This is a genomic window from Vibrio splendidus (assembly GCF_002873455.1).
GTDB classification, from domain to species: Bacteria; Pseudomonadota; Gammaproteobacteria; order Enterobacterales; family Vibrionaceae; genus Vibrio; species Vibrio splendidus_J.
The window spans coordinates 124,240-130,597 of sequence record NZ_MCUN01000008.1 but is presented as its reverse complement, the minus strand read 5'-3'; the positions used below and the strand labels follow the sequence as shown (position 1 = coordinate 130,597).

The window sequence follows — 6,358 nt, the reverse complement described above, 5'->3', positions numbered from 1 at the left end:
AAAGAGCTTCACTTATTGAGCTTTCCTTTTAAGTAAGGAGCCTCTCTAAGTGGACGGCCATTCTAGCGTTTTAATTCTCAGTGTCAAACACTTATTGGGAATTAATTTCTACTTTTAAAAAGTAGGAGCGATTGAACGCTTTAAGCTAGTTGCCTTACCAACATTCTGCGCTGAAGCCTTGCGGCGTCTGCCGTGTCAGTGAGGCGGCATTATAGAGATGCCGCTCTTATTGGCAAGCATTAAATACGTTTTTTATTGAAAAAAGAGGTTAAGCGAAGACATTTCAACCAAGTGCTTATTTATACCACTTTCAACCCAAGTTTCGAACAAATTACCCACAACACCCTGTGGATAACTACTCACCAGTATCAAAAAAGTAAGATAAACGAGCCCTAGGGTTTAGATACTCTCTAACTTGTTCCGGTAACTTACTTGGATTAACTGCATTGACAATTTTTATCTCTTTAGTGAAGAGGTCAATGATCGGGGCTTGGGTTCTTGGCACGCTAGGATCATAGATCAGTACATTCGGATAAAGCATGTGTTTGGCATTAACTGAAATCACTATTCCAATTGATTCATTTGAAAGCTGCACAACAGTACCCGGGGGGTACACTCCCATAAACTTAACTAACAGGCTCAAGTTGTCCTGACTATATAGGTGTTTGCAGTTCTTATATAAATGAGAGAGCGCTAGGTAAGGGATCTTTTGTTGGGATTGCGTTTTCCCATGGCAAAGGTTATCGAATGCATTAGCTACTGCAACTATCTTGGCAAGCTCATCAATGTCTTGCTCTTTTAAGCCCTCTGGATAACCAGAACCATCATTCATTTCGTGATGTTGAGTAATCACCTTTTTAGCACTTTCAGGAAAGTCATCAATTCCTGAGACAATATCTGCACCATATTTGGTGTGAAGTTTTAGGTAGTTCTCTTCTGGTGCCGTCAATGCACTCTGCTTTCTTAATATCGCGACTGGTATTTTGATTTTGCCAATATCGTGAAACAACGCGGCAAATGAAAGATCTTTCAACTGTTGCGTATTGTAGCCTTTGGCTTTACCTATCATTAGCGCAACAACCGAGACATTTAATGTATGAAAATAGATATCTTCAAAGTCAGCTTTTGCATTCATGAGATGCAAGGTTGCGTTATCGTCACTCACTAGCGTTTCGACAATATCATCAACAAGTGCCTTAACCTCCCCTACCGCATCTAATGGACGATTACGGATTTTGGTCATCACAGAACGCATACGGGCAAGCGACCGTTCGAACTCTTTCTCGCAATGACTCACCCTACGACGATAAGAGCTTAAAGTTTCGATACTCTCATGCTTATCTTTCCACATTCTTTCCGCTTCAAGACTTACCTGTAAATCAGTATCAAAGTCTTGTTCACTTACATGGTTAGCGGGTAAAGGTGGTGTATCACTTTGGTTAGGGTTTATATAGACGTGCTTAATCCCAAGATGTCGAATTACCTTTACTTGAGCATCATCTTTGATTTTAAAGCTGTTGAGTAGAAATGGGTGTTCATTCCATTTTACTGGGAGTCGTACATGTAGACCGGGCTGAATGCGATCTACGGTAATTTTTATGCTGCCCATTTTTATATATAATATTAATCAATAATCTCTATTTGTAATTCTAATAAAACCGAGCAGCAATTTCACTAGCCAATTTCACAGGTTCAACTTAAAGAATCGCAGTGCACCATCCAACGTATGCCAAACTTGTCTTCCACTTTGCCAAACCGAGCTCCCCAAAACGTATCAGCTAAAGGTGTCATTATTCGCCCACCTTGCTTCAGCTTTTCAAAGATTTGCTCTTGAGTCGCAGTATCTTCAGTAACGAGGGAGAGAGCGAGATTGTTACCTTCGAGCTCTTTCGCTTTAACACCATCAGACATCATCAACTTCATACCAAACGCTTCAAATTCAGCATGCATAATCCAATCAGGTTGAGCTCCCTCTATTACTTGTGGCGCATCACTAAAAAGTTGTTTCGATAAAACTACACCGCCAAAACATTTATGGTAAAAATCCAACGCTTCGTTACAACGGCCATCAAAAAACAAGTAAGGGGTTACTGTCAGCATATCTCTCTCCTTTATTATTCCTTTAAACATAGACAATAGAAGAGAGAATGATAGGTAACATCATGATTTAAGATGATTAATTTATTAAGGCATCGAATTACAAAGGGAAACAGTGAGATCTAGGAATGAAACAATAAGATCTAACTGATTGAAGAAGCGTTTCTATCGTTAATACAAAGGTAAGCTTTTCTATTCTCCAGATACAACAAAGCCCCGACTTGAGTCGAGGCTTTGTCACTAAAATATGGTACCGATTGGCGACTGACTGGGCTTGCATCCAAGCCGACACGCTGGATTAGGAATTCACAAACGCCCAAAACGACGAAAGGTCGCTATAAAAGCGACCTTTCTAAGTTTGGTACCGGTAGGCGGACTTGAACCGCCACGCCCGAAGGCAACGGATTTTGAATCCCTTCAAAAGTCTTTTAACTAGCTGTATTTACTAGGATATTATTGGATATCAAAGACCATGAAATGGGATTGTATTGGATTTAGATTACATGTTTGGGGCACAGACAACACATTTTTTAAAATGCCAATTTTACTACGATTTTAGTTGAACGACCAATACCTATACAGTTCTTCACTTTCAACTTTAACATGAGATGTCCCAAGAACTCCTTTTACTATTCACATATCAAAGCCAACATTAATCGCAATTACTGTATATAAACACATAAGAATGACACTTTACTTAGCTTTTTTGTCCCGTTTGAGGTAAATTTCTTCCAAACAAAATTACTCAAGAGCTTATGAAGACTATCTCATTATTTTCAGGTTGTGGCGGCATGGATTTAGGTGCCGAACAAGCTGGTGCTAACATTATTTTTTCAAGTGACATTGATCATGATGCTTGCGAATCTCTTCGAAAATACTTCCCTGAAACAAATGTACACGAAGGGGATATTGCAGACGTTACAGAGTTTCCTGAAGCGGATATGCTTATTGGAGGCTACCCTTGCCAATCATTCTCTCTCGGTGGTAACAGAGACCCTGAAAAAGACCCTAGAACAAAACTCTACCTACAATATGTAAGATGTCTAGAAGCGGTAAAACCTAAGTTCTTTGTTGCAGAAAATGTCTCGGGTCTTACAGGTCTAAAAGGTGGGGCCTTTTTTAAAGAGCAATTTGAAGAGTTTGAAAACCAAGGTTACCGTGTTACAGCAAAATTGTTGAATGCAAGAGACTACGGTGTACCTCAAATGAGGAAGCGTTTATTGATCGTAGGTGTCAGAAACGATCTCAATCGTGTATTCATTTTTCCAAAAGAAACTCACGGAAAGGCTACGAAAAAAAATCCTGACTTACTTCCTTATACCTCTCATGGAGAAGTAATCAAAGACCTCCCCCTATGGCCGGAAGGTGAGTTCTATGAAAGACCTCATGACCCAGAAGGACACATGTCATGGTACTATATGTCTCGCAACCGCAAAAAGAACTGGGATGAACCTGCGTTTACAGTTGTTGCTAACTGGAGGCATATTACGATACACCCAGCGAGCCCCAAAATGACCCTCACATGGTCGAATTTAGAAGATGGTTATAAGCAAAGATGGGATTTTTCAGATGAATATGAACATTTAGAGGCTAACCCTGAAAGGCCCATACTACAAACACCTCGACGACTATCTTGGAGAGAGTGTGCTCGTATCCAAACTTTTCCCCATGACTTCGAGCCAGAAGGAAAAGTTGAATCGAAATTTCAGCAAATAGGTAATGCTGTACCACCTAAGTTGGCAAATGTGATTTTCTCTCATTTGATATCAGAGAAAGGGCTAATCACACATGAAGAGTTACTAAATAATGAAGACATTCAGAAAACTCTGACCCACTTCTCTAAATAGTACTACTGTTCTCCCCAGTAAATATCTGCCTTCTGGGCGATAGACAATACTGTTGCCTGCTCAAGAGCAAATTGATCACTATTATAACGTGCTTGATTTGCTTTTGGGTAATATTTCAACTGCCCCCCAGATAAACCATACCAGTCGAACAAAACCTCTTCAGGGAACAATGGATCGTAACCACTCAAACACTTAGCACTTTTGTAACGCCAAATAATCCCTTCTGGGAATTCAAGTGGGAAAGTATGAACCTGATATTGGACAACCCCTTCTTCATTAGGACCATATGAAACAGTCATATGTATAGAGCGTTCTAAATTAAGACTAGGAATACCCGAGTTTTCATACCAGCTATGGACTGTATTTAATACAGAATCGCCAATCTGTTCAGCATACTCTTGCGCGGTAAAATGTTGCTCATTTATCCCTTGCTCCTTTAACGGCCCCCATAATTTAGCTGGAGAGTTGCAAAGCTCCATATACACCCGACCGTCAGTGAGAAGGTTTCTAAACTTATTCTTAGAGAAACCTTTCGATTTCACGGAAACGCCATACTTAGTGCTAGTACCCTCTGAGCTTATGATAATATCGAAAATCCCCTTACCTTCAGGAGCTTCCGCACCTAGAAGCTCAGCAATTATCCTTTCAAAATCTCGCCAACCCGGTCTTGTAGTGCCATCTGTATTTTTCTCATAACCAGAGCCATCAGTAAATGTACTCATAAACAGTCGAAGCTTTGAAAGTTCATCATCAGTCGCTTCTCGTAAAATAAAAGGAATTGTCATAGTATCTCTCAGATTTCATATAGTGAGCACAACTATACGCCCAGTAAAAATATTATGCATCACTAACGCTATCGTTCTTTACTTAAAGGGTTACTTCAACACTTTCATGGAGTTACTAAATGAACAACCTTGAAAAATTACAAAAAATCGTTTCTGAGAAAGTCGCTAGAGATATAAAAGGAACTTGGTCTAAAGGTAGCAGTACCTACTTAGAGGCCATGTATGCTGAACTAAAAGAAGTTGAAGATGAAATAGAAGCGGGAAGGCAGTGCCACCTTGAGGATGAACTCGGTGATGTTTTATGGGTATATCTCTGTATGTTAGAACATCTTGAATTAGAAGAGCGTATCTCTATGGAACGCGTCTTTCAGCGCTCTGAAAAAAAATACTCAGAGAGAGTCAAAGCTATCACTTCGGGGGGGAGCTGGGAAAGTGTAAAAACAATTCAAAAAAAAGCACTCGATAATGAACAAAAAAGTACAAATAATCGTTCACATGAGAAGCTAAGCTGATTAGCCCATAACTATAGTAATTTCAGCGCCACACCAAGCCCTTTAGCAGCCTGACGCATACTTGGGTACTCGGTGTCGTCTATAACAACTTTCTTACGGTACGGTGTCGTAGGGCGAGCCTCAAGTTCAAGGGCTTGCTCTAGTGTCCAGCCGAACTTTGTAACACGCTCATTAACCAATTTTGGGTTCAAGCCATAGTGACGAGCGGCAGCTGTGCGAGAAGTAAACTCAACGCCCTCAACGGTCAATGTTTTAGTATTTTTCATCGGTATTATTCCAGTAATTCAGATAGTAAAAAACCCCACAGGATCTGAGAGGACAAGCCTCTCAGCCCCTGTAGGGCTAACTTTATGTTTAGTTAGAATGGTGCATCGTTATCTATTGGTTGCTCGCCCGTGTTCAGTTTCACCTTATCGCCTAGCTTTTCATACAGAGCCAACATCGGTTCGATAACTTCTCGATGTGCAATGGGCTTATGGTACGAATTAACCCAGCCACGTTCACGGTATCTCGGAGCCCATTCATTCAGAGTGACAAGCACCGAACCATCAATACCCCAAACTTCGACACTATTCACACCATCATTTATTGCGTTCTCAGCATACTGAATCGCTGCCTGAGCCAGCTCTAGATATTTCAGCTTGGCAGTAGCACCAGAACTCAGAGCAACAATCTCACTCTTTCCATCAGAGCCTGTAATGGTTGAATCGGCATTCTTACCACCGAAGTAGCAAGTCAGTACTAGCTTATTTTTCGCAGTTTGATATTCAGGTAAAAATGACTTTAAGTGGCTAAAGTTCTCTTTCTGTTGATATTTATCACGACGATTACGTTTCACCTTCTTTTTCGATAAACGACGCTTAATTTCAGCGCGAATTGCAGGTATAGCAGCAACAGCATCATCATAAGAATCAAATCCTTTTGTTAAACCTCCCGGCTTTCCATGAGCTAACAATTTAGCCTCATCGATAGTTTTAACAGGAACAATGCTTCCATTAGTGATAGCTAAATAATAATTACGGTGCGATACAGCCATTTTAATACCCTCAAATTTCCATTAGTAAATTAGCCACGACGTTGTGGCATAGGATTAAGCTGGAAAGATTTGGAAAGAAAT

The 6,358-nt window shown here is 40.4% G+C and carries 7 protein-coding genes; 2 read left to right on the top strand and 5 right to left on the bottom strand.

Features of this window, described 5'->3' with window-relative positions; all coding sequences use genetic code 11:
* Window positions 1-355 precede the first annotated feature (355 nt).
* On the bottom strand, window positions 356-1,609 hold the full coding sequence (locus tag BCU75_RS07040; protein ID WP_102465999.1) for an HD-GYP domain-containing protein: 1,254 nt from the start codon (window positions 1,607-1,609) through the stop codon (window positions 356-358).
* Window positions 1,610-1,692: 83 nt separating this feature from the next.
* A complete protein-coding gene (locus BCU75_RS07035) occupies window positions 1,693-2,100 on the bottom strand; it encodes a VOC family protein (protein ID WP_076675756.1) in 408 nt (135 codons plus the stop codon).
* Between the two features lie 752 nt (window positions 2,101-2,852).
* Here BCU75_RS07035 and BCU75_RS07030 point away from each other — a divergent pair.
* Window positions 2,853-3,944: a DNA cytosine methyltransferase gene (locus BCU75_RS07030; protein WP_102473342.1), complete on the top strand. Its 1,092-nt coding sequence runs from the start codon at window positions 2,853-2,855 to the stop codon at window positions 3,942-3,944.
* Between the two features lie 2 nt (window positions 3,945-3,946).
* On the opposite strand, the gene BCU75_RS07025 is transcribed toward BCU75_RS07030, so the two are convergent.
* The gene (locus tag BCU75_RS07025; protein ID WP_102473341.1) at window positions 3,947-4,729 is read right to left on the bottom strand and encodes a hypothetical protein; all 783 of its coding nucleotides are present in this window, start codon (window positions 4,727-4,729) and stop codon (window positions 3,947-3,949) included.
* 119 nt (window positions 4,730-4,848) lie between these two features.
* On the opposite strand from BCU75_RS07025, the gene BCU75_RS07020 reads away from it, so the two are divergent.
* Window positions 4,849-5,241, top strand: a complete 393-nt coding sequence (locus BCU75_RS07020) for a MazG nucleotide pyrophosphohydrolase domain-containing protein (RefSeq protein ID WP_102473340.1) — start codon at window positions 4,849-4,851, stop codon at window positions 5,239-5,241.
* An 11-nt stretch (window positions 5,242-5,252) separates the two neighbouring features.
* Here BCU75_RS07020 and BCU75_RS07015 read toward each other — a convergent pair whose 3' ends face one another.
* Together BCU75_RS07015 and BCU75_RS07010 are read right to left on the bottom strand one after the other, a co-directional pair.
* Window positions 5,253-5,507, bottom strand: coding sequence for a hypothetical protein (locus BCU75_RS07015; RefSeq protein WP_241905357.1), 255 nt, complete (start codon window positions 5,505-5,507; stop codon window positions 5,253-5,255).
* Between the two features lie 92 nt (window positions 5,508-5,599).
* Window positions 5,600-6,277 carry a hypothetical protein gene (locus BCU75_RS07010; RefSeq protein ID WP_102473339.1) on the bottom strand — a complete coding sequence of 226 codons (678 nt, stop codon included), beginning with the start codon at window positions 6,275-6,277 and terminating at the stop codon, window positions 5,600-5,602.
* Window positions 6,278-6,358: the final 81 nt, after the last annotated feature.